General features: G+C 69.1%; 18 protein-coding genes and 1 riboswitch. Of the genes, 3 read left to right on the forward strand and 15 right to left on the reverse strand.

The features are described from left to right. The first annotated feature begins 139 nt into the window (after positions 1-139). Positions 140-901 carry an SDR family oxidoreductase gene (locus tag AC1HFW_RS12200; RefSeq protein ID WP_479283596.1) on the forward strand — a complete coding sequence of 254 codons (762 nt, stop codon included), beginning with the start codon at positions 140-142 and terminating at the stop codon, positions 899-901. A 14-nt stretch (positions 902-915) separates the two neighbouring features. Here the strand turns inward: AC1HFW_RS12200 and AC1HFW_RS12205 are convergent, their stop codons facing one another. From AC1HFW_RS12205 to AC1HFW_RS12215, 3 genes are all read right to left on the reverse strand, one after another. Beyond that, positions 916-1,530, reverse strand: coding sequence for an ABC transporter ATP-binding protein (locus AC1HFW_RS12205; RefSeq protein ID WP_479283598.1), 615 nt, complete (start codon positions 1,528-1,530; stop codon positions 916-918). A gap of 93 nt (positions 1,531-1,623) precedes the next feature. Then, complete coding sequence (locus tag AC1HFW_RS12210) at positions 1,624-2,310, reverse strand: flavin reductase family protein (protein ID WP_479283600.1); 687 nt, start codon at positions 2,308-2,310, stop codon at positions 1,624-1,626. Positions 2,311-2,333: 23 nt separating this feature from the next. Further along, on the reverse strand, positions 2,334-2,792 hold the full coding sequence (locus AC1HFW_RS12215) for a VOC family protein (protein ID WP_006395805.1): 459 nt from the start codon (positions 2,790-2,792) through the stop codon (positions 2,334-2,336). A gap of 188 nt (positions 2,793-2,980) precedes the next feature. On the opposite strand from AC1HFW_RS12215, the gene AC1HFW_RS12220 reads away from it, so the two are divergent. Further along, positions 2,981-3,637 carry a MarR family winged helix-turn-helix transcriptional regulator gene (locus tag AC1HFW_RS12220; RefSeq protein WP_116520845.1) on the forward strand — a complete coding sequence of 219 codons (657 nt, stop codon included), beginning with the start codon at positions 2,981-2,983 and terminating at the stop codon, positions 3,635-3,637. Positions 3,638-3,689: 52 nt separating this feature from the next. Here AC1HFW_RS12220 and AC1HFW_RS12225 read toward each other — a convergent pair whose 3' ends face one another. The 6 genes from AC1HFW_RS12225 to AC1HFW_RS12250 all read right to left on the reverse strand — a co-directional run bounded on the left by AC1HFW_RS12225 (position 3,690) and on the right by AC1HFW_RS12250 (position 11,328). Continuing rightward, a complete protein-coding gene (locus AC1HFW_RS12225; protein WP_479283603.1) occupies positions 3,690-4,097 on the reverse strand; it encodes a bleomycin resistance protein in 408 nt (135 codons plus the stop codon). Positions 4,098-4,191: 94 nt separating this feature from the next. Continuing rightward, complete coding sequence (locus AC1HFW_RS12230) at positions 4,192-6,072, reverse strand: PepSY-associated TM helix domain-containing protein (protein ID WP_479283605.1); 1,881 nt, start codon at positions 6,070-6,072, stop codon at positions 4,192-4,194. Beyond that, entirely contained in the window at positions 6,072-8,552 is a 2,481-nt protein-coding gene (locus tag AC1HFW_RS12235; RefSeq protein ID WP_479283607.1) for a TonB-dependent siderophore receptor, read from the reverse strand. The genes AC1HFW_RS12230 and AC1HFW_RS12235 overlap by 1 nt, the downstream gene beginning before the upstream one ends. 143 nt (positions 8,553-8,695) lie before the next feature. Next, a complete protein-coding gene (locus AC1HFW_RS12240) occupies positions 8,696-9,676 on the reverse strand; it encodes a FecR domain-containing protein (RefSeq protein ID WP_479283609.1) in 981 nt (326 codons plus the stop codon). Then, on the reverse strand, positions 9,673-10,179 hold the full coding sequence (locus AC1HFW_RS12245) for a sigma-70 family RNA polymerase sigma factor (RefSeq protein ID WP_116520849.1): 507 nt from the start codon (positions 10,177-10,179) through the stop codon (positions 9,673-9,675). The genes AC1HFW_RS12240 and AC1HFW_RS12245 overlap by 4 nt, the downstream gene beginning before the upstream one ends. A gap of 120 nt (positions 10,180-10,299) precedes the next feature. Continuing rightward, the gene (locus AC1HFW_RS12250) at positions 10,300-11,328 is read right to left on the reverse strand and encodes a hypothetical protein (RefSeq protein ID WP_479283612.1); all 1,029 of its coding nucleotides are present in this window, start codon (positions 11,326-11,328) and stop codon (positions 10,300-10,302) included. A gap of 98 nt (positions 11,329-11,426) precedes the next feature. Then, a riboswitch (TPP riboswitch) is annotated at positions 11,427-11,561 on the forward strand. A gap of 62 nt (positions 11,562-11,623) precedes the next feature. On the opposite strand from AC1HFW_RS12250, the gene thiM reads away from it, so the two are divergent. Continuing rightward, positions 11,624-12,445, forward strand: a complete 822-nt coding sequence (gene thiM / locus AC1HFW_RS12255) for a hydroxyethylthiazole kinase (protein ID WP_006395816.1) — start codon at positions 11,624-11,626, stop codon at positions 12,443-12,445. A gap of 43 nt (positions 12,446-12,488) precedes the next feature. Here thiM and AC1HFW_RS12260 read toward each other — a convergent pair whose 3' ends face one another. The 6 genes from AC1HFW_RS12260 to AC1HFW_RS12285 all read right to left on the reverse strand — a co-directional run bounded on the left by AC1HFW_RS12260 (position 12,489) and on the right by AC1HFW_RS12285 (position 20,594). Beyond that, complete coding sequence (locus AC1HFW_RS12260; RefSeq protein WP_116520852.1) at positions 12,489-14,585, reverse strand: TonB-dependent receptor; 2,097 nt, start codon at positions 14,583-14,585, stop codon at positions 12,489-12,491. A gap of 220 nt (positions 14,586-14,805) precedes the next feature. Next, positions 14,806-15,564, reverse strand: coding sequence for an iron ABC transporter ATP-binding protein (locus AC1HFW_RS12265; RefSeq protein WP_061070734.1), 759 nt, complete (start codon positions 15,562-15,564; stop codon positions 14,806-14,808). Continuing rightward, positions 15,561-16,547, reverse strand: coding sequence for an iron chelate uptake ABC transporter family permease subunit (locus tag AC1HFW_RS12270; protein WP_192579563.1), 987 nt, complete (start codon positions 16,545-16,547; stop codon positions 15,561-15,563). Before AC1HFW_RS12270 ends, AC1HFW_RS12265 begins: the two co-directional genes overlap by 4 nt. Beyond that, a complete protein-coding gene (locus tag AC1HFW_RS12275; RefSeq protein WP_035361701.1) occupies positions 16,540-17,514 on the reverse strand; it encodes an ABC transporter permease in 975 nt (324 codons plus the stop codon). The genes AC1HFW_RS12270 and AC1HFW_RS12275 overlap by 8 nt, the downstream gene beginning before the upstream one ends. Before the next feature lie 51 nt (positions 17,515-17,565). Then, positions 17,566-18,516 carry a siderophore ABC transporter substrate-binding protein gene (locus tag AC1HFW_RS12280; protein ID WP_006395823.1) on the reverse strand — a complete coding sequence of 317 codons (951 nt, stop codon included), beginning with the start codon at positions 18,514-18,516 and terminating at the stop codon, positions 17,566-17,568. Positions 18,517-18,581: 65 nt separating this feature from the next. Then, positions 18,582-20,594, reverse strand: coding sequence for a ligand-gated channel protein (locus AC1HFW_RS12285; RefSeq protein WP_241074239.1), 2,013 nt, complete (start codon positions 20,592-20,594; stop codon positions 18,582-18,584). Positions 20,595-20,695 lie beyond the last annotated feature (101 nt).

Raw genomic sequence — 20,695 nt, forward strand, 5'->3', positions numbered from 1 at the left:
CCGCCGGCGAATCCGGGAATTGCGGCCGCCGCCTGGACCCACGCATTGGAAGCGGTGATTCACGCGCAGTATAGTGACCGACGCGGCGCGGGCGCGCCCGACTTTCCCGATCCCGAACTTCACAGCAGGAGCCCCCTTCATGGCCACCGAATCCCAAGCCCCCGTCATCCTGATCACCGGCGGCAGCCGCGGCGTCGGCGCCGCGACCGCGCGGCTGGCCGCGGCGCAGGGCTACGACGTGGCGATCAGCTATGTCTCCAACGAAGCGGCGGCCCAGGCGGTGGTCGCGGACGTGCAGGCTCAGGGACGCCGCGGCCTGGCCGTGCGCGCCGACAGCGCGGACCCGGAGCAGGTCGTGCGCCTGTTCAGCGCCATCGACGAGGAATTCGGCCGGCTGGACGTACTGGTCAACAACGCCGCCATCATCGCGCGGCAATCGCGGGTCGAGGACCTGACGTTCGAGCGGATGCAGCGGATCTTCGCGGTCAATGCCATCGGCCCGATGCTGTGCGCGCAGCAGGCGGCCCGGCGCATGTCCCAGCGCCACAATGGCCGGGGCGGCGCCATCATCAACGTGTCATCGGGCGCGGCGCGGCTGGGCAGCCCCAACGAATACGTGGACTACGCCGCCTCGAAGGGCGCGCTCGAAACGTTCACGATCGGCTTTTCCAAGGAAGTGGCGCGCGAGGGCATCCGCGTGAACGTGGTGCGCCCGGGCCACATCTACACCGAGATGCACGCCAGCGGCGGCGAGCCGGGACGGGTGGACCGCATCAAGGACACCGTGCCCATGGGCCGCGGCGGCCAGCCCGAGGAAGTGGCGCGCGCCATCCTGTGGCTGGCCGGCGCCGAGGCCTCGTACGTCACCGGCACGTTCATCGACGTCACGGGCGGCAAGTAGGCCCGCGCGACAGATCAGCGCAGCGCGGCGACGTCGACGACGGTCGCCCCGCAGGCCTGCACCAGCTCGGGATCGTGGCTGGCGAACAGCACCACCCGGTCCCTGCCCCAGGCCATGAACAGCTCGGCCAGCGCGCGCCGCGCGGGCGTATCGAGCCCGTTGCTGGGGCCGTCGGCGATGACGACGGCCGGATCGCCCAGGGCGGCCGCGGTCAGGTAGACCTTGCGGCGCGTGCCCGTGGACATCTGCTCGAAGCGCTTGTCCAGGTGCGGCTCCAGCCCCAGCCGGGCGGCCAGGTCGAGCACCGCGTCATCCAGCGCCACGCCCTTTTCCGCCGCGACCTGTTCGAGCAGCCCGCGCCCGGTCTGCTGCGGCAGCGCCAGGCAGTTGTCGGGCACGTAGGCCAGGCGAGCCTGGGCCTGCAGCGGCGACGCGGCCAGCGAATGGCCGTCGATCCAGACCTCGCCGCCATCCGGCGCGATCACGCCCGCGATGATGCCGAGCAGGCTGGATTTGCCGGTGCTTTCCTCTTCGCACAGCGCCACGCAGCCGGGCGCGAACGTGTGCGTCAGTCCCTCGAATACGGAATGATCGCCGTAGCGTTTGGTGAGATGGTCGATACGTAGCATGGCGCCAGTGTACGCAGGAACGCCGCGCGCGGCCAGGACCGCGCGGCGCCTGCCGCAACGCCCGGCGCGGTCCCGCGCCATGTCCGCCGCGCCTCAGCGCTCGGCGACCGGCGGCAGCGGTTCCTCCAGGTACTGCTGCGCCAACCCGTCCTGCTGCATCTGGCGCCACTGCGCCACCGACGGCGTCGCCATCTGGAACGCGCGGGTCACCTCGCAATACCACCCCGGGTTGTGCAGCCGGCCGATCAACTGCATCGGCAGCGGGTCGATGAACATGCGTTCGGCATCGGTCACCGCCGCATCGATCAGGTGCATGCCGACGATGTCGCCGATGACCAGCGTGCGGCGCGCATCGATGTCGACCAGCTGGCGCACGCGGCATTCCATCGATGCCGGGCTGTCCTGGATTCGCGGCACGTCGACGTTGCGGCCGGGCGCCAGCAGCAGGCCGGCCTCCATCGCCTCGTCGATGCTGGCGTCGAAGTCGATGGCCGTCACGTTCATGCGGCGCGCCTGCGCCGCCGACACCAGGTTGACCACGAACTCGCCGCGCGCGGCGATATTGCGCGCGGTGTCCTTGAGCCGGCCGTCGCGCGAACCGACGCAGAAGCACAGGATCGGTGGATCGCCGGACATCACGTTGAAAAAGGAAAACGGCGCCACGTTCAGGGCGCCCCGCGCATCGCGCGAACCGACCCAGGCAATGGGCCGGGGCAGGACGGTGGAATGCATGAGTTTGCTGCGCTGCTCGCCGCTGAGCGCCTGCATGTCGAAATACATGGGAAAGCTCTCCGGGAAACGGCCTACTCGTTGCCGGCGCGGGCCGGATCCTGCGCCGGCTGGTCCACGCCAGGACGCCGGGCGCTGGATTGATGCAGCTCCACCAGGTTGCCGGCCGGGTCGCGCAGGAACAGCTGCTTGAGGCTGGGCGAGGCGACATTGTCGAGCGTGAAGTACGCGATGCCGCGGGCAATGAGTTCCTGCTCGGCGGCCAGCACGTCCTCGACCGCGAGCGCGATGTGGTTCGACACCGGATCCTGCCCCGGCCCCTTGGCGTAGCGCGACGGGCCTTCGCTGCCGAGGATGTGCAATTGCGTGCCATTGGGCAGGTTGATCCACGAACCGTAGATGCCCGGAATCTTCCACCGCGCCGGGTCCTGCGGCAGGCTCAGCACGTCGCGATAGAAATCGAGCATGGCGTCGGCCTGGGCATGATTCACGCCGAATCCGACGTGATGAAGTTCGAGCACTTTGACGGGCATGGGAGTCTCCTGTTGAAAGGTCAACGCGGCCTGCCGGGCAAGGCCCCCGACCGCGGAAATGGCGTGAACGCCGACGCGGCAAATATAGTACGTTAAACGTACTATATGCAAATCGTATTATTTGATGAACGTATAATCCGGCCTGCCCGCACCGCAACGTTTCCGACACCCCAGCCCGCCGATTCCCCATGCCCGCACGCAAGTCCGCCGCTCCGACCGCCCAACCCGGGAAAGCCGCCAAGACGGCCAAGACCGCGGCCGGCGGCCTGTCCACCGCCCCTGCCGCCCCCGACAACGCCGCCACACGCCAGGCGCAGGCCATGCGCGACGGCGCCGCCGCCGCCGCCCGGCCCCACCTGACGTTGATGGCCCAAACCGCCGCGCGCGGCACGGATACCGGCGCCGCCGGACTGGGACTGTTGATGTTGTGGCTGGCCGACGACGTGGAACACCGGGCCAACGCGTCGCTGGCGCCGTTCGGCGTATCGGAAAGCAAGCTGGACGTGCTGATGATCTTCGGCCTGGCCGAACGCGGCCTGATCGACAGCCGCGCCGTGACGCCGTCGTACATCGCCGACTACTTCGGCGTCACGCGCTCGACGGTCACGGGCCTGCTGGACTGGCTGGAGAAACGCGAGCTGCTGACGCGGGCGCTCAACCAGGACGACCGGCGCAGCATCTCACTGACCCTGACCGACGCCGGCCGCGACCTGCTCGCCCGGGCGCTACCGGCGTTCTGGACGATGTGCGCGTCGCTGGTGGATTGCCTGGACGAAGCGGACCGCACGGCCTTGCAGGGCATCCTGGCGAAGGTCTGGAAGCATTTGAAGCGCGCACCCGCGTGACGGCTGGCCGTCACTTCCTGATGTACGACTTTTTCCCGCTGTCGGAATCGCGTCAGCCCCCGACCGGCCGGTCGCCCACCCAGGCCGAGAAGCGCAACAGGTATCCGTCGGGGTCCTGCACCAGGAACTGGCGCACGCCCACTTCGACAGCGTCGCTGCGGTACCAACGCGCTTCGGGGTCCCGGTACAAAGGCCAGCGGGCAGCCGCCAGCCGCTCCAGCAAGGGGTCGATAGAGGGCACCTTGATCTCGAAATTTATGCCGCGCCCGCGGGGCGCCTCCAGCGAGCCCGTTATCCAGTAGCCGTCGCCGCGCACTTCCTCCAGCATGAACTGCGCGCCGTCCAGGTCCAGGTAGGCGAAGCCCTCGGCCTCGCGCTGGTAGGCGATCTGGAATCCACACAGGTCCATCCAGAAGGCCAGGCTTCTCGACAGGTCGGTCACCAGCAATTCCGGGACCATACGCGCACGGCGCAATTCGGTCATGCATGTCTCTTTTTTTTGAGTGTTCGACATGATGACAGAAACGGCTGCGTACCCTTTCACCCGGGCAAGCTCATGCCCCAACCGCCCAGGCCAACGGCGCCAGCAGCATCACCGCCGCCAACAGATGCAGCCACGCCCGCCGCGCGGCGAACACCCACATCGCCGCCAGCGCGTAGAACAGGAAAGCGCACAGCGTGCCCGCCACGACGGCCACCGGACGGCCGGCCAGCCCCGGCGATGACAGCCATTGCGCCATGGCCGTCGCGGCCAGGGTCGCCAGCGCGTAGCCGCCCAGCACGGCCAGCGCGACGCGCGCCAGGACGCACCAGCGGTACCCGGGCGGCGCGGGCGGCGTCCGGCCCGCCAGCGGCGTCGTCCAGCGGGCTTGCCCCACCTTGCCGGCCAGCCACAGGCACAGCAGGCCGGCAAGCAGGATCACCCCTTCCACCGACGCGGCGATCGCGTCGCCCGCCGCCACATAGGTGGCGATCGACTGCCCCGTGGTCAAGCCATTGACGAGCGGCAGCGACAGGCACAGCAGCGCCGCCATGCCAAACTGTTCGCGCCACGCGCGCGACGGCGGCCGGACCAGGGCATGCAGCAAGGTCGCCAGCCAGGCCAGGAAGAACACCCGGATCTCCCACTGCCCACGCGCCGGCCAGTCCGCCGGGATCAGGCGATTGCCATGGAAATAGGCGATACAGGCCACGGCGCCGCCGGCGATGGCCGCCACGTTGAGCGACTCGACCACGCGCTGGAAGACCGGCGTGGCCGCGCCGAACGCGCCGTCGTGCCGGGCGCGCCGCTTGACGGCATACAGCACCGCCCCGGTGGCGATCATCACCGTGCCCGCCAGGCCGAACAGGAAGTACATCCAGCGCAGCGGCCAGCCGCCATAGGTCGCCAGGTGCAGCCGCTCCATCACGCCATGCGCCACGTCGGCGCCAGGCGCGGCGTCGGCCCGGCGCAGCTCGGTCATCTCGCCGCTGGCCGCGCGAAAGGCGGCGCGACCGGCCTGGCCCGTGAAGCGCCGCACCGACGCGGCCTCGTCGACGCGGCCGAACACGCGGATCGTTTCCGTCGCCTGTCCGGGGCGCTCGACCATCAGCATGCGCGCGGGGCTGTCCATCGCGACTTCCGCGGCCGCCAGGAACGCGCCCAGTTGCAGGCGCCCCGGCACCTCGGGCGCCAACCGCGCGTCCGTCATGGCGTGGCGGCCGGCGGCGCCCGGCCCGGCCGCCGCCAGTTCCTCGTGCCACCGCGCCATGCCCTGCTCGCCGTACAGGACGCGCAACGGCCCGGGCATGTAGCTGGTGTAGAAGATCGCCAGGCCCGTATAGACGATCATCAGCTGGAACGGCAGCGTCAGCACCGCGCTGGCGTTGTGCCCGTCCAGCCAGGCGCGCGCGCCCCGGCCCGGCCGGAAGGTGAAGAAGTCCTTGAAGATGCGTTTGTGCACGATGACGCCGCTCAGCAAGGCGACCAGCATGCCCACCGACAGCCAGCCCACCAGCCAGAAGCCGAAGTTGCCGCCATACAGCGTGTAGTGCAGCACCATGAAATGGCGGCCGCCTTCGGTCTTGCGGCCCCACGGCTGGGGCAGCATGGCGCCGTTGCGCGGATCCAGTGCCGCTTCGCGCGTGACGCCCGCCGCGTCGCGCCAGAACACGCGCATTGCCCGATTGTCGGCCGATGGCAGTTCGATGCGCCAGAAGCGCGCGGCCGCGCCCTCCCCGTCCAGCCATTGGCCGGCCGCCGCGAGCACGGCGGGCCTGCCAATGTCGCGCACGTCCTCTGGCAGGGCCGGCTCGGCGCCCATCCAGTGCGAGATCGGCGCGCGGAACACGCTGAGCGTGCCGGCCAGGAAGATCAGGCACAGCAACCAGGCGCAGACCAGGCCGCACCAGGTGTGCAGCCAGGCCATGCGCTGGCGCAACCCGCCCTGGCGCATCAGAACGTGCCGCGCAGCGTCAGCATGGCGTTGCGGGGATCGCCGTAGTGCACGCCGTTCACCATGTTGCCGATGGCGCTGTAGTAGGTCTTGTCGAAGATGTTGTTGAGGTTGAGCGTGGCGGCCCAGTTGCGGTTGATCTGGTACTTGGCGTAGGCGTTCCACACCGCGCGGCCGCTGGCCTTGGCCGTCAGCGCGCCGATCTGGCGCGACTGGCCGCTCTGCACGTTGACGCCGCCGCCCACCGTGAAGGCGCTCAGGTCGCCCGGCAGCTGGTACGTGGACCAGAGCCGGAAGATGTGTTTGGGCGTGTGCCAGGCGAACGCCTGCCCTTCGCTGCTGACGTCCTTCAGGTAGCGGGTGGTGTTGAAGGTATAGCCGGCGTACACGTTCCAGCCGCGGGTGACTTCGCCGTTGATCTCGGCGTCGAAGCCCTGGCTACGCACCTTGCCCGCGTCGGTGTAGCAGTAGTAGTTGTCGGCGCAGGTCGGGCTGGAGCTGAAGTCCACCTGGGCGCGATTGCTCTGGTCGATGCGGAAGATCGCGAACGCCGTATTGATGCGGCCGTCCAGCAGCTCGCCCTTCAGGCCCAGCTCGTAGTTCTCGCCGACGATGGGCTTGAGCGACTGGCCCGCGGCGTTGACTTCGCTCTGCGGCTTGAAGATGTCCGTGTAGCTCACATAGGTGGTCCACTGCGGCGACAGGTCGAGGATCAGCCCCGCGTAGGGCGTGAAGTGGGTGTTGGCCTGCACCGTCTGGCCGTTCGCCAGGACGCCGGCCGTGGTGGTATCGGTGGTCCAGATACGGTTCGAACGGCTGAAGCGGCCGCCCAGCACCAGCTTCAGCGGATCGGTCAGCTGCAGGCGGGTCGCGCCGTAGAAGCCCAGTTCGCGGCTGGTGCCGAGACGGACTTCATCCGTGGACGCCCGCAGCGCGGCCGTGGTCGGCTCGGGCAGGCCCGGATTGAACTGGAAGGCATTGAAGGTGGCGTAGTTCGTCAGATACGAGTAGGACGTGTCGATCTTGGTGTGGGCGTAGTTGGCGCCCACCACCACCTCGTGGGTGCGGCCGAAGGCGCGGAATTTGCCGGTCAGGTTGGCGTCCATGCCCGACGCGTCCAGGTCGGCGACCGTGCGGGCCACGCTGACCATGGCCATCTGCGTGGCCGGATTCACGGCGCGGCTGGAGGCGGTGTACTTCAGGTACTGTTTTTCCTGCACGTAGGCGCCCGTGACCTTGAAGCGCCAGTCGTCGTTGAAGGCGTGCGTGAAGTCGGCGTAGAAGCCCTGGTTCGAAGTCTGCTGCCGGTTCCAGTCGGCGCCGTAGCTGGTGGAGCGTTTGAAGTCGATATCCTCGCCATCGCTGTAGCGCGGCAGGCCGGAGATCGACGGCCGGCCGCGCAGGTCTTCGTAGCTGTAGCCCAGGTTCAGCTGCGTATAGGGCGTGAAGTCGTATTCGATCGTGCCGTAGAAGGTGGTGTTCTTCAGGTGGACGCGGTCGATGAACGAATGGTTGTCCTGGCGTTCGATCAACGCCCGGCCGCGCAGGCTGCCATCGGCATTGAGCGCGCCGCTGCCGTCGACCTGCAGGCCATAACGGTCCCAGCTGCCGGCCTTGGTCTCGACCATGAAGCGGTCTTCCGCCAGCGGACGCTTGCGCACCAGGTTCACCGCGCCGCCGGGCGAGCCCGAGCCTTGCAGCAGGCCGGCGGCGCCGCGCAGCACCTCGACCCGGTCATACATGGCGGTGCCGCCCGAGTAATTGCTGGCGCGGCCATAGAAGCCGCGTTCCAGCGGCACGCCGTCGTACTGGATGACGCTGCCCTCGAAGCCGCGCGAATAGATGTACTTGCCGCCCTGCGGACTCTGCTGCAAGGTCACGCCGGTGGTGTTTTCCAGCGCGTCGTAGACCGACGTCAGGTTCTGTTCGTCCAGCCGTTGGCGCGTCACGACGCTGACGGACTGCGGGATGTCGCGCAGACGCTGGTCGCCCTTGCCGATCATGACCGAGGGCACGGTATAGGAACCGGTGCCTTCGGACATGCTGCGGTATTCCTGCCCGGTCACCGTCACCGCGTCCAGCGTGACGGCGCCGCCGCGCGCGGCGCGCCGCACCGCGTAGCCGCCGCTGGGCTGGCGCACGCCTTCGAAGCCGGTGCCGGCCAGCAACGCCGCCAGGCCGCCCGCGGTGGTCCAGCGGCCGTTCAGGCCCTGCGTCTGCGCGCGCTCGGCCTGGGACGCATCGAACGACACATTCACCCCGGCGGCGCGCGCGAACTGGTTCAGCGCCTGGTCCAGCGGGCCGGCGGCGATGGCGAAGCCGCGCTCGGCCTCCTGCACCGCGGGCGCGGTTTGCGCCCACACGGCGGCGCCCGGCCAGGCCGCCAGGGCGGCGCCGCACAGGATGCCGGACAGGGCCGTGCGCAGCACGGTGGGAACGGGCGCCGGGCGCGCCGTCTTCGGGGTACGAGCGAGTGTCATTGCGTAGTCTTGAAGGCCAGGTTGAAAGGTGTCTTTCCCTGTAGGCCGGACAAGAACGCGAATCCCCTCATTTTTTCCGCAACTTTTTTCGGCCTCTGCGCGCGGCCGTCTCTTGAGCCATGCCCCGGCGCGGCATGCCGGCATCAGGCCGGGCCGACCGTCACCCAGTAGCGGGTCCAGTAACGCACCCGGACCGGCAAGGTCTGGGCCAGGAAGGCCAGCGCCCGGTCGGTATCACCGATGTGGTACGTGCCCGATACCCGCAGGTCCGCCACCTCGGGGGCACAGCTGATGCGCCCGCGGCGGTAGCGCGACAGTTCCGCCAGCAGGTCGGTCAGCCGCATGTTCTTGCCGACGATCGCGCCTTCGACCCAGGCCGCGCTTTCCATGGCGGGCGGCGGCAGGGGTTGCGCGTGCCGGCGGTCAAGCCAGCCCTGCTGGCCCGCCTGCACGATGACACGGTCGCCGCCGTCGGCCGGCGTCAGGGCCACCGCGTGTTCCTGCACGCTGACCCGGGCGCCATCGTCGTCCAGGCGCACGACGAAGCGGGTGCCCAGCGCCTCGACCATGCCATACGGCGTGCGCACCCGGAACGGCCGCCGCGCCGGCGCCCCGCTGTCGCTGCCCGTGCTCAGCGAGATCTCGCCGCGATGCAGCACCACCACGCGCTCGGGGCCCTCCAGCAGCAGGCTCACGGCGCTGTCGGTGTTCAGCACCAGATAGGTGCCATCGGCCAGCGTCAGGGCCCGGCGCTCGCCCAGGCCGGTGCTGACATCGGCGACCAGGCGCTGCCAGGGCACCTGCTCGCGCGTCGCCCAGCCCGTGCCCAATACGCCGCCGGCGACCAGCAGGCTCTTGAGCACCACACGGCGCTGGCGCCGGCGCGTGCCGTTCAGGGCCGTCAACGCATCCAGCGCCAGCCCCTGCGGGACCGAGGTGAAATCGGCGTTCAGCGACTGCACGCGGGCCCAGGCCATTTCGTGCTCGGGCGCGGCCCGGCGCCAGCGCTCGAACGCCGCGCGCGTGCGCGCGTCCGCCTGGCTGAAGTTGAGCTTGACCGACCAGTCGATGGCCTGGTCGACGATGGTGGCGGCGATCGGCGCGGCCGCGCCCGGCTCTCTCATGCCGGCTCGAAGCGGAATTGATAGCACTGGCGCAGCCCGCTGGCGACGTAGCGCTCGGCGGTGGCCAGCGACACATCGAGCCGCGCGGCGATCTGCGGGCAGCTCAGGCCCTCGAGCTGGGCCCACAGGAAGGCCTGGCGCACCTTGGGCTTGAGGGTGTCGAGCATCTGGTCGATCTTGATCAGCGCCTCGAGGATGAGCAGGCGGCTTTCGGGGGAAGGCGCTTGCGCTTCCGGCGTGCGGGCCAGCACCTCGAGCCAGGCGCGCTCCAGTTCGCGGCGGCGCCAGTGGTCGACCAGCAGGCCACGCGCGATGGTGCTTAGGAAAGCCCGCGGCTCGCGCGTGTCGGCCACGGCCGGCCGGCGCAGCAGGCGCACGAACACGTCATGCGCCAGGTCCGCGGCCTCGAACGAATTGCCGAGCTGACGGCGCAGCCAACCGTGCAGCCAGCCGTGGTGATCCACATAAAGCGATTCGATTCGATCCTGCGTCGTGGGGGACATGGCCGCGCGCCCTTGCGGGCAAATGAATGATAACCATTCTCTATTGTAATGACGAGACACAGGCATCGGCAAGCGCCCCTCCCGGCGCGCACGCCCCGCCCCCGTGGCGACGCTTCCGGTTCAGGCCTTGGAATTGTCCGTGACGAGCCTGTCCGCGAACGCGGAGGGCGCCTCCCCTTCGCGGTGAAAGAACAGTGGCTCCAGGCCGCCCTTGCCCCGGTCCAGGTACTCGAACGCGACCCGCTCCCCGGGCTGCGCCGGCCCGCCGCCATGGCTGAGGTTGTACAGTTCGCCGCCCAGCCGATAGGCATACAGCGGGGTCCAGGAGGCCGAGTCCGGCATCTGCGCCTTGTAGGTCAAGACCTCGTCCACCCGGCCGCGCACGCCGTACTTGACGCTCGCGCGCCGCAGGGCCCGGCTCGGCCGCCCCGCCCACCATGCCGCCGCCAGGAACAACACGCCGACGCCATACAGCGGCCAAGCGAACCAACCGGCGGCCAGAGACACCAGCGCCGCGCCCAGCAACACATTGCGCATCAAGGTCGCATCCTGCCGCAGCCACCCCCGATCGGCATCGCTAAGGGTCTCGTAGGCTTTCTGCACTTCGCCCGGGCCGTCGTATTCCGCGCGCAACAGCACCGGCGCCTGCCCCGGCCACAGCGCCAGCAGGTGCAGCCGTACCGGCGCATCCAGCCTGGCGGCGCAGCGTTCGGGACTCGTGCCGCCATCCCCGGGCATCGTGAAGCCGTTCATGAACGGCAGCGCCACCTCCAGCGTGCGCCCATCGATGCCGTACCGCACGCCGCCGCCGGCGGTGGGCGCCAGGCCGGTGAGCACGCCCGAGACCACCTGCTTCGGCACGCCGCCGCGCAACACCCGCCGCCAGCGCCGCCGCACCGCCGGGCCGCGCAGCAGGCGGCGGCCGAAATGCAGCGTGAAGCCCGCAAGCACCAGGATCATCACGCCCAGCACCGGATCACGCGCCGTGGTCGAAGGCCCCCACAGCCAGATCCCGGCCAGGAACGCCGTGATGGCCAGGAACAGCGCGAAGAACACCGCCCCCAGGGCCGTTTCCGCGCCGTGAAAGCGCGTATGACGGCGCAACCAGGACAGGTCCTGCTCGGTCAACGCCTCATCGTGGGTCTGCATGCCGCGCGCCTCCTCGTCTCGATCCGATTGCCCGCCATGATGACAGATGCGCCGGCCCGTCCGGCTTGACAAGCCCCCCTTGCGCCTCCGAACATAGCTTCATCCACCCGGGGAGCTTCGGCAAGAAGCTGAGATTCCGATGGCGGCCGCGTCCGACACGCGGCGCGCGGCGCGCAGACCCGTTGAACCTGATCCAGACAATGCTGGCGTAGGGAAGGTGCGCATTCCGCCGGCCCCCGCTGCCGCGCCATGACGCTCCGCCCCGCCCGTTGTCCCCTTGCAAGGACCGACCGGCATGGCCTCTTCCGACCCCACCCTCTCCGCCCTGGCGCTGGCGTCGCGCGACCTGTACGCGGCGGTGCGCCGCGACGCGCCGCTGGTGCAGTGCCTGACCAATTTCGTGTCGATGAATACCGCGGCCAACACGCTGCTGGCCATCGGCGCCTCGCCCGCGATGGTGCATGCCGTGGAAGAAGCCCCGGAGTTCGCCGCCATCAGCGGCGCGGTGGTGATCAACATCGGCACGCTCTCGGCGCCATGGCTGGATAGCATGCTGCAGACCGCCGCCGCCGCGACCCGGGCCGGCACGCCATGGGTGCTGGACCCGGTGGCGCACCATGCCACGGCGTTCCGGCGCGACGCGGTACGGCGCCTGCTGGACCTGCGGCCCGCGGTGATCCGCGGCAATGCATCGGAGATCATCGCGCTGGCCGGCGGCCAGAGCGCCAGCAAGGGCGTGGACGCGCGCGATCCCGTGCAGCAGGCCGAGCAGGCGGCGCGCGAGCTGGCGCGGGCGCGCGCCACCGTGGTGGCCGTGACCGGGGAAGTGGATTTCGTGACGGACGGCCAGCGCGAAGTGCGCGTGACCGGCGGGTCGCCGCTGATGCCGCAGGTCACCGCCACCGGCTGCGCGCTGACGGCGGTGGTGGGCGCCTTCGCGGCGGTGGCGCGCGATGACGCCTACACGGCCGCGGTGGCGGCGCTGTCGTGCTTCGGCATCGCCGGCCGTCGCGCCGGCGCCCTGGCGGAGGGCCCCGGTTCGTTTGCGTGGCGCTTCCTGGACGCGCTGGCGGCGCTGGAAACGGACAGCCTGGCGGCCGAATCGCCGCTGCGCTGATCCGCGCCGCGCGCGCCTGGCCGGCGCGCGCGGACCGCTGGTTTTACATGCGGTACTGCAGGCTCAGCATCGCGTTGCGCGGCGCGCCCGGCATGTTCAGGTTGGGGCTGGTGCCATGGGCCGAGACGATATAGCCGGCGTTGAACAGGTTGTACACGTTCAACTGCACCGAGTACGGCCCCTGGCGCCACCATGCCGCCGCGTCCGCCGTCAGGTAGCCCGGCAGCGTGACGGTGTTGCCCGGGTTGGCGAAGCGCGCGCCCACCAGGTTCAGGCCGGCGCCAGCGCCGAAGCCATCGCCCAGGTCCTTGGTGATCCAGACGTTGCCGGCATGGCGCGGCGTCAGCGTGGCGCGCTTGCCTTCCACGCTCTTGCCGGCATCCACCGCGACGGACTGCGTCACGCGCGCATCCAAGTAGGCGTAGCCCAGCATCGCGCGCCAACCGTTGGACAGGTCGCCCGACAGCGTCCATTCGGCGCCGTCGGTGCGCTGCGTGCCCACCGGCACCAGCGTGTTGGTCACCGGGTTGGTGACCTTGATGTCGGTGCGCTCCAGGCGGAACACGGACACGGTGGTCGAGAGCTTGCCATCCAGGAAGTCGTACTTGGCGCCGACTTCGTAGTTGGTGGTCTTTTCCGGCGCCAGGTCGACGTTGTTGGCGGCCAGCGCGAAGGCCTCGCCCGAGGGCTGGTAGGAACGGCTCCACGACACGTAGTACGACTGCACGCTGTCCGGCTGGAACACCAGGCCCAGGCGCGGGCTCAGGTTGGAGTCGGTGCGCTGCAGGTTCTGGCCGCTGCGGCGGTCCTCGGTCTTCTGCTCGAAACGGTCGTGGCGCACGCCGCCCAGCACCTTCCAGTGCTCGCCCAGCGACACCATGTCCTGCACGTACAGGCCGAGCGTGCTGAAGCGGCCCAGGCTGTCCGAACCCGGCGCGCCCACGGCCTGGCGCTGCAGCGTCGGCAGGCGCGGATCGAACAGGTTGACCACCGCCACGTTGGCGTTGGAATAGCTCACCAGGTCCTTGTTCTGCTGCCCCACTTCGACGCCGTACAGGATGTCGTGGCGCACCGAGCCCCACTGCACGCGCTGCATCAGTTCGGTCTGGTTGGTCCAGCCGTGTTCGTCGCGCAGCACGTTGCCGTGCGTCAGCGACACGGTCTGGGCCGCTTCGTTGACCGTGCCGGGCAAGGTGTTGTTGCGGTTCAGCGTGTAGTGGTAGTAGCGCGTGGCGTTGCGCAGCGACCAGTTCTCGTTGAAGCGGTGCGTCAGCGTGCCAGCATAGGACTGCACGCGGGTCTGGGTGTAGTCGGTGTCGCGCGCGTTCTCGGCGCCATAGTAGGTGGACGGGTCCACGTCCACCGGCCGGCCGTGATAGGCCGGGATGCCGAAGTCGGTCAGGCGGCGGTCTTCCAGGAACTCGGTCTGCAGCAGGAAGGTGGTGTCCTCCCCAAGGCGGAACTGGGCCGACGGCGCGATCGCCTTGCGGTCGATGAACTGCTTGTCGCGGTAGCTGTCGCCCTTCTCCACCGCGCCGGTCAGGCGCCACGACATGGAGCCGCTTTCATTGGCGCGGCCCAGGTCCAGGTCGAGCCGGCGGTCGTTCCACGAGCCGTAGCTCAGGCCGACCTGCGAGATGTCCTCGCCCGGCTTCTTGGTGACGCGGTTGATCAGGCCGCCCGACGAGCCGCGGCCATACAGCACCGCGGCCGGGCCCTTGATGACGTCGATGCGCTCGACGTTGGACAGGTCGCGGTAGTACAGCGCGTCGTCGCGGAAGCCGTCGACGAACTGGTCGGCGATGGCGGTGAAGCCGCGGATCGACACCTGGTCGCGCTGGCCGTCGCCGGTCGAGAAGCTGACGCCCGGCACGTTCTTGAGCGCGTCCTGCACCGACATGGCGTGCTGGTCGCGCAGCACCTGCGCCGGCACCACGTTCACCGTCTGCGGAATGTCGCGCAGCGGCGCGTCGATCTTGGTGGCGCTGGTGGACGCGGGCGGGTTGTAGCTCTGGGCGGTGTCGTCGGTGCCGACGACGCTGACGGCGGGCAAGGTGGCGGTGGGCGCGGCGGCCTGGCCGTGCGCGGCCAGGGGAGCCACGACGAACAGGGCGGCGGTGAGGGGGCGAAGGACGTGCATGGCCAGCGGGTCTTGTCGAAGTCGTTTGAAATGGAATGGTTCGCCATTCTCTTGACAACGAGAATCACTCGCAATGCTTTTATCATTACGTTGCCTTGCGGCCACGATAAATGAGACACGCGTCCAATTCAGATGTTTTTCAGCCGCCTTGTGCCACGCGTGCGCGCCCCTCGGCAGGCCTGCGCCGCGGCCATGCGCCCCTGTTTTTATCGACCGCGGGTCAGCGGTAGTACACGCAGATGCGCTTGCCGCCGATCTCGTGCACGTCGATCGGCAGTTCGTACAGCGCGCCCAGGACTTCCGGACGGATCAACTCGGCGGGAGTGCCATGGTGCGCCACCCTGCCCGCCTTCATCGCCACGATGCGATCGGCATAGGCCGAGGCGAAGTTGATGTCGTGCAGCACCAGCACCACGGTCTTGCCCAGTTCGTCGGCCGCGCGCCGCAGGGTGCCCATCATGGCCACCGCGTGCTTCATGTCGAGGCTGTTGAGCGGCTCGTCCAGCAGCAGGTAGCGCGTGTCCTGGCACAGCACCATCGCCACGAAGGCGCGCTGGCGCTGGCCGCCGGACATCTCGTCCAGGTAGCGGTCGGCCAGCGGCTCCAGTTCCAGGTAGGCGATGGCGCGGTCGATATGGGCCTTGTCGTCCAGCGTCAGCCGTCCGCCGGTGTGCGGATAGCGGCCGAACGCCACCAGGTCGCGCACCGTCAGGCGCAGCGGCAGGTGATTGTCCTGCCGCAGGATGGCCAGCCGGCGCGCCAGTTCGCGGCTGTCGCTGCGCGTCACGTCCAGGCCGTCGACCTGAATGTGGCCGGCCGACGTCGGCAACAGGCGGCTGATCATCGACAGCAGGGTCGACTTGCCGGCGCCGTTGGGGCCGATGATGGCGGTCACGCCGCCCGCGGGCAGCGCCAGCGACACCTGGTCCACGACCACGCTGTCGCCATACTGCTTGCTGACTTGTTGGATATCGATCATTGGCGTCCCCTGCGCAAGATCAGGGCCAGGAACATCACTCCGCCCACGAATTCGATGACCACGCTGACCGTGGTGCTCAGCTGCAATACCCGTTCAAGCAGCGTCTGGCCGCCCACCAGGAAGATCACGCTGAGCAGCACCGCGGCCGGCACGGTGTGGCGATGCCGGTCCGAGCCCATCGCGTGGTAGGCCAGGTTGCTGACCAGCAGGCCGAAAAACGTCACCGGCCCCACCAGCGCGGTGGACACCGACACCAGCACGGCGATGGCGGCCAGCGTCAGCAGCAAGGTGCGGCGATAGTCCACGCCCAGGTTCAGCGCGATCTCGCGCCCCAGCGCCAGCACGTCGTAGCGGCGCCGCATGCGCCAGATCAGCAGCGTGGCCACCGCCACCGCCGCCAGCGCGATCGGCAGCAGGCCGGTGCGCACCGAATTGAAATTGGCGAACATCCGGTCCTGCAGCACCAGGAACTCGTTCGGGTCGATCAGGCGCACGACAAAGCTGGACAGGCTGCGGAACAACAGGCCGAAGATGATGCCGACCAGCATCATCAGGTGCAGGCTGCGCACCGCGTCGGTGAACAGCCAGCGGAACAGCAGGCAAGCGAACGCCGTCATCGCGCACACCTCCAGCACGAAGGCCGCCACGGGATGGCTGACCACCCCTGCCGCCTGGCCGAAGCCGAACACCACCACCGACTGGATCAGCAGGTAAAGCGCATCAAACCCCATGATGGCCGGCGTCAGGATGCGGTTGTGGGTGACGGTCTGGAACAGCACCGATGACACCGCCACCGCGTACGCCACCAGCAGCATCGCCGCCAGCTTGCCGCCACGGAACGGCAGCACGAAGTCCCACTGGCCATTGGCGCCCAGCATCATGAAGCCGGCCACGCACAGCAGCGCCAGCGCGGCCAGCAGGGCCAGGCGCCAGGCCTGCGGCGAACGGGCCGTGGCGGCGCGCGACACGACGGAATCAGCCACGGCGGTTCCTCCGGCTGTGCAGCAGGCACAGGAACAGGATGCTGCCCACCACGCCCACCACCGTGCCCAGCGGCACCTCGTACGGGTGGATCACCAGGCGGCCGATGATGTCACAGGCCAGCACGAAGACGCCCCCCAGCACCGCCACCCAGGGAATCGAACGGCGCATGTTGTCGCCCAGCATCAGGCTGACGGCGTTCGGCACGATCAGGCCCAGGAACGGAATGCCGCCGGCCGTCACCACCACCACCGCGGAGATCGCCGACACGATCAGCAATCCGGTCAGCGTCAGGCGCGCGTGGTTCAGGCCGAGATTGGCGGCGAATTCCCGCCCCATGCCGGCCACGGTGTAGCGGTCCGCCGCCAGGTAGGCGGCGGCGGCCAGCGCGAAACCGATCCACAGCAGTTCGTAGCGCCCGCGCAGCACCCCGGAAAAATCGCCCGTGGTCCAGGCGTGCAGCGACTGCAGCAGGTCGTAGCGATAGGCGACGAAGGTGGTGACCGCGTGGATCACGCCGCCCAGGATCAAGCCGATCAAGGGCACGATGAAGGGCGTGCGCAGCGGCACGCGCCGCAGCAGCGCCAGGAACAGCAGCGTGCCCGCCAGCGCGAAACCGGTGGCCGTCAGCATCTTGCCGATCACCGGCGTGTCCGGCGCCAGCAGCGTCACCACCAGGATGCCCAGGGTGGCCGACTCGACGGTGCCGGCCGTGGTCGGTTCGACGTAGCGGTTGCGCACCAGCATCTGCATGATGAGCCCGGCCACCGCCAGCGCCATGCCGGCCAGCAGCAAGGCCAGCGTGCGCGGCACGCGGCTGACCAGCAGCAGGCGCCAGGCGCGCTCGGCGTCCGGCCCGCCGGCCAGGGCGCTGAACGAGAACGTCCCCGCGCCCAGGCTGACGCTGGCCACGCACAGCAACAGCAACAACAGCAGCAACGCCGCCAACCCGGCCCAGCCGGTGATCATGCCGCCCTGCTTCACCCGGCCGACTCCGGTTCCATCCGCTGTGCCATGCGGTTACTTGGCCGCCGACAGCGCGCGCGCCAGGTCGTCCACGTTCTGCTGCATGGCGGTCAGGCCCGCGCTGCCCAGCAGATACCAGTTGTAGCCGTTCAGGTAGACCACGCGCTGCTGCTTCCAGGCCTTGGTCGGGCGGATCAGCTCGTTGTCCAGCATGCGCTGGGCCGACGTGCCCTCGCGGCCGATGGCGGCATCGCGGTCGATCACGAACAGCCAGTCCGGATCGGTCTGGGCGATGAACTCGAACGAGATCGCCTGGCCGTGGTTCGACACGTTCAGGTCCTTGGCGGCCGGCGCGATGCCGAACGCGTCATGGATGACGCCGAAGCGCGAACCGGGGCCGTAGGCGCTCATCTTGCCGCCCGTGGTCAGCACGATCAGGCCGGTGCCCGCGCCGGCGGCCTTGCCGTGCAGCGCGGCGATCGCGGCGCGCAGGGCATCCAGCTTTTCCTTGGCCTGGGCCTGCTTGCCGTAGAGGGCGGCCAGCGTCTCGGTGTTGCGCGCCACGCTGCCCACCAGGTCCTTGGCGTCGACGGTCAGGTCCACCGTGGGCGCCAGCTTGGCGAGCTCGTCGTACTTGGGCGCCGAGCGGCCGGCCACGAAGATCACCTGCGGCTGCGCCGCGTGGATCACTTCGTAGTTGGGCTCGAACATGCTGCCCACCTTCAGGTAGCGCTTGTCGGCGTACTGGGCCAGCTGCGGCGGCAGCTTGGCGGCCGTCGGCACGCCGGTAACGTCCACGCCCAGCGCGTGCAGCGTGTCGAGCACCGCCAGGTCCAGCACCACGGTCTTGGCGGGGTTCTGCGGCACGGCGGTCTCGCCGCGCGCATGCTTGACCGGCACGGTCTGGGCCGCGCTCAGCGCGCTGGCCGTGCCCAGGGCCAGGGCGGCGGCGGCACAAGCCAGCCAACGGCCGGCGCGTCCCGCTTGGGTTTGTTTCATCGTCATGCTCGTCTCTCCAGGTTGCGGGAACGCCGCCTGGCGGCGGCGCGTCCCGGGTGTTGCACGCGGGCTCAGAACTTCACGCCCACGCCCAGCCAATAGCGGCGGCCGTCTTCGACGTAGCCGTAGTCGTCGTAGCCGACCTTTTTGTCGAACAGGTTGTAGATGCCGGCGTACACCGACACCTTCTTGTTGACGGCGTAGGAGCCGCCCAGGTCGACGAAGGTGTAGGACGGCGCCACCAGCGACGACGAGGACGGGCCGGTGATCGGCTGGCTTTCCTTGCCGCGGTAGTTGACGCGGGCCCAGGCCTCGAGCGCGTCGGACGCCTGCCAGTTGACCGTGGTGGTGAACAGGTGCTTGGGCAGCTGGTTCAGCGGCTGGCCCTGGTACTGGCCGGTCTTCTGTTCCGACTTGGTGAAGGTGTAGCTGCTGGTCAGCGACCAGTCGCGACCCAGCGGCAGCTTCAGGTTGGCCTCGACGCCGCGCGACACCGCCTTGTCCACGTTCATGTAGGTGGTGGGATTGGCGCCGAACTGGTTGGGGCCTTCGGTGCACTGCGACAGCGGGCACGCAACGCGGGTGATCTTGTCCTTGAAGTCGTTGTTGAACAGCGTCAGGCCGGCGTTGAAGCCTTCGCCGTCGTCATACAGCAGGCCGATTTCCTCGGTCACCGACTTCTCGGGCGTCAGGTTGGGGTTGCCATACATGTTGCCGCCGCGGCTGACCTGGCCCCAGCCCGCGACCGTCTGGCGCAGGTCGGGCGCGCGGAAGCCGGTGGACACGCCGCCCTTCAGGGTCCAGCGCTCGGCCATGTGCCACACGCCGTACAGGCGCGGGCTGAAATGGCTGCCGAAGTTCTCGTCCTGGTCCATGCGCAGGCCGCCGGTGACGGCAAAGCTCTCGGCCAGGCGCCATTCATCCTCGGCGAACAGCGCCCATTGGTAGCGCTCCACCTTGCTGGGGCCGCCGGCCAGCTGGTTGCCGGTCTGGTCGGTCAGGCGCTGCGTCAGGTAGCTGCCGCCCAGCGTCAGCATGTGCGAACCCAGCGGCAGCGACCAGCTGGTCTGCAGGTCCAGGTTCTTGATCTTCATCTGGCGCGAGCGGTTATCGAACTCTTCCTGCTGCACGTAGCTGTCGGACACGCCCCAGCCCCAGCGGCCGGTATGCGACAAGGCCCACTTGTTGCTGCGGTAGTCGGTTTCCGACGAGGCCGGGCAGCCGGTGCGCGGGCACGCCACGCCCGGCGCCAGCGGGGCCACGGTCTTGCCCAGGGTGTTCTCGTATTTCTGGCGGCTGGAAGTGGCTTCCAGCACGATGTCGTGGTCGCGGTTGGGCGTAAGCGCCAGCTTGGCGGTGATGTTGGTGGCGTTGCGCTTGCGGTAGCCGTCGAAGATCTTGTCTTCGTCGCGCTGGGTCGCCTGGCCGTAGATCTGCAGGCCCAGCAGGTCGTTCTTGATCGGGCCGGCCAGGTAGAAGTTGCCCTGGTAGATGTCGCCGGACTTGCTGCTTTCCTGGATGGTGGTGTCCATGCGGATCTCGCCGCCCCACTCGCTGGGCACCTTGCGGGTGATGATGTTGATCACCCCGCCCATGGCGTCGGACCCATACAGCGACGACATCGGCCCGCGCACCACCTCGATGCGCTCGATGGCCGAGATCGGCGGCGTCCAGCCGCCTTCGACGCCGCTGGAGTCGGAGTTGGTGCGGGTTTCGCGCGAGTTCTGGCGCTTGCCGTCGATCAGGATCAGCGTGTACTTCGGCCCCATGCCGCGCAGGCTGATGTCCTGGCGGTCGCCGCCGCCGGTGACGATCACGCCCGGCACTTCGACCAGGGCGTCGGTGACGTCGCGGTAGAACTTCTTTTCGAGATCCTGGCGCGTGATGACGCTGATCGAGGCCGGCGCGTCCTGGATCTGCTGCTCGTAGCCGCTGGCCGTGACCACCACGGTGTCCAGCGTCTTGGTGTCGGCCGCCTGCCCCCAGGCCGGCTGGCCCAGGGCGAGGCCGGCGCCGCACAAGGCGACGGCCAGGCGGGTACGCGGACCCAGTGCGCGACGCACGGTCAGATCGTTACTGAGCATGATTTGAACTTCTCCCGTCCCGGATGGCCGCCGCGCCCCGCGCGCCGCGCCCTCCGCTTCAATTTTTAATGAAAACCATTCTCATATTAGAATGGAGGCCG

This window comes from Achromobacter sp. ISS7, from assembly GCF_056523125.1.

Excerpts from the sequence above, each read along its gene's own strand:
- AC1HFW_RS12235 (WP_479283607.1), bottom strand. The coding sequence starts at position 8,552 with ATGACACTCGCTCGTACCCCGAAGACGGCGCGCCCGGCGCCCGTTCCC.
- AC1HFW_RS12260 (WP_116520852.1), bottom strand. The coding sequence starts at position 14,585 with ATGCACGTCCTTCGCCCCCTCACCGCCGCCCTGTTCGTCGTGGCTCCC.
- AC1HFW_RS12240 (WP_479283609.1), bottom strand. The coding sequence starts at position 9,676 with ATGAGAGAGCCGGGCGCGGCCGCGCCGATCGCCGCCACCATCGTCGAC.
- AC1HFW_RS12230 (WP_479283605.1), bottom strand. The coding sequence starts at position 6,072 with ATGCGCCAGGGCGGGTTGCGCCAGCGCATGGCCTGGCTGCACACCTGG.
- AC1HFW_RS12220 (WP_116520845.1), top strand. The coding sequence starts at position 2,981 with ATGCCCGCACGCAAGTCCGCCGCTCCGACCGCCCAACCCGGGAAAGCC.
- AC1HFW_RS12245 (WP_116520849.1), bottom strand. The coding sequence starts at position 10,179 with ATGTCCCCCACGACGCAGGATCGAATCGAATCGCTTTATGTGGATCAC.
- thiM (WP_006395816.1), top strand. The coding sequence starts at position 11,624 with ATGGCCTCTTCCGACCCCACCCTCTCCGCCCTGGCGCTGGCGTCGCGC.
- AC1HFW_RS12280 (WP_006395823.1), bottom strand. The coding sequence starts at position 18,516 with ATGACGATGAAACAAACCCAAGCGGGACGCGCCGGCCGTTGGCTGGCT.
- AC1HFW_RS12265 (WP_061070734.1), bottom strand. The coding sequence starts at position 15,564 with ATGATCGATATCCAACAAGTCAGCAAGCAGTATGGCGACAGCGTGGTC.
- AC1HFW_RS12210 (WP_479283600.1), bottom strand. The coding sequence starts at position 2,310 with ATGTATTTCGACATGCAGGCGCTCAGCGGCGAGCAGCGCAGCAAACTC.
- AC1HFW_RS12205 (WP_479283598.1), bottom strand. The coding sequence starts at position 1,530 with ATGCTACGTATCGACCATCTCACCAAACGCTACGGCGATCATTCCGTA.
- AC1HFW_RS12285 (WP_241074239.1), bottom strand. The coding sequence starts at position 20,594 with ATGCTCAGTAACGATCTGACCGTGCGTCGCGCACTGGGTCCGCGTACC.
- AC1HFW_RS12215 (WP_006395805.1), bottom strand. The coding sequence starts at position 2,792 with ATGCCCGTCAAAGTGCTCGAACTTCATCACGTCGGATTCGGCGTGAAT.
- AC1HFW_RS12275 (WP_035361701.1), bottom strand. The coding sequence starts at position 17,514 with ATGATCACCGGCTGGGCCGGGTTGGCGGCGTTGCTGCTGTTGTTGCTG.
- AC1HFW_RS12200 (WP_479283596.1), top strand. The coding sequence starts at position 140 with ATGGCCACCGAATCCCAAGCCCCCGTCATCCTGATCACCGGCGGCAGC.
- AC1HFW_RS12225 (WP_479283603.1), bottom strand. The coding sequence starts at position 4,097 with ATGGTCCCGGAATTGCTGGTGACCGACCTGTCGAGAAGCCTGGCCTTC.
- AC1HFW_RS12250 (WP_479283612.1), bottom strand. The coding sequence starts at position 11,328 with ATGCAGACCCACGATGAGGCGTTGACCGAGCAGGACCTGTCCTGGTTG.